A 1,075-nucleotide genomic window follows, 5' to 3' on the forward strand; every position below is an offset into this window, starting at 1 on the left:
TGCTCCACCTCCAGGGCAAAGTCCTGGTCGACGGTGATCAGCATGATTTCAAAGTTCAGGCGAAAGGAGCGGTTGTCCAGGTTGGCACTGCCGATGGCGGCCATTTTCTGGTCGATCAGCACCACCTTCTGGTGCAAAAACCCAGGCTGGTAGCGAAACACCCGCACGCCGGTGTGCAGGGCGTTAAAGGCGTACAGGCTGGAGGCGGCGTAGACGGTGCGATGGTCCGGGCGCGCGGGCAGCAGGATGCGCACATCAACGCCGCGCAGCACCGCCAGGCGCAAGGCCGCCGACACCGATTCATCTGGAATAAAGTACGGGCTGGTTATCCACAGGCGTTCGCGGGCGCAGTTAATCGCTTCAACAAAGAACAGCGAGCAGGTTTCCTGCGCATCGGCTGGCCCGCTGGTGAGCACCTGGCAGAGTTTGCCTTCGGCGCCGTACGCCTCCGGCAGAATCAGCGGCGGTAGCTGGCGGGTAGCCCAAAACCAGTCTTCGGCAAACGACTCTTGCAAGCAGGCCACCGCTGGCCCGCGTAGTTCCAAGTGGGTGTCGCGCCAGGGCGACAGTGGTGCTTTCAGGCCGAGGTATTCGTCGCCGACATTAAGCCCGCCGAGAAAACCAAAGTCGCCATCGACCACGACGATTTTGCGGTGATTGCGAAAATTCAGCTGGAAGCGATTAAGGATGCCGCGATGGGTGCTAAAGGCGCGCACGTCGACGCCGCCGTTGCGCAACGTACGCACATATCTACCCGGTAGCGCGTGACTGCCGATGCTGTCGTACAGCAGATACACCGCCACGCCCGCCGCGGCGCGCTCCAGCAGCAGGGCTTGCAGGCGGCGGCCGAGGTCGTCGTCGTGGATGATAAAAAACTGCACCAATACCACCTGCCGGGCCTTGGCGATGGCGGCGAAAATCGCTTCAAAGGTGGCGTTGCCGTCGATCAACAAGCGCACCTGGTTGTTCGCCAGGCACGGCATATGGCCCAGCGCGGGCAGGGCGCGCAGGGTTTGGTAGGCGTCGGTGTCTTGCGCGGCCAGGGCTTCTTCGGCCCATGGGCGCCAGTTAAGGT

The 1,075-nt window shown here is 62.4% G+C and carries 1 protein-coding gene; it reads right to left on the minus strand.

Annotated elements, in window-relative coordinates; genetic code table 11:
• On the minus strand, window positions 1-1,075 hold a 1,075-nt coding region (cls, locus tag AAAB16_RS01950; protein WP_340661816.1), incomplete at both ends, for a cardiolipin synthase.

It is taken from the genome of Pseudomonas sp., assembly GCF_037994325.1.
Classification (GTDB): Bacteria; Pseudomonadota; Gammaproteobacteria; order Pseudomonadales; family Pseudomonadaceae; genus Aquipseudomonas.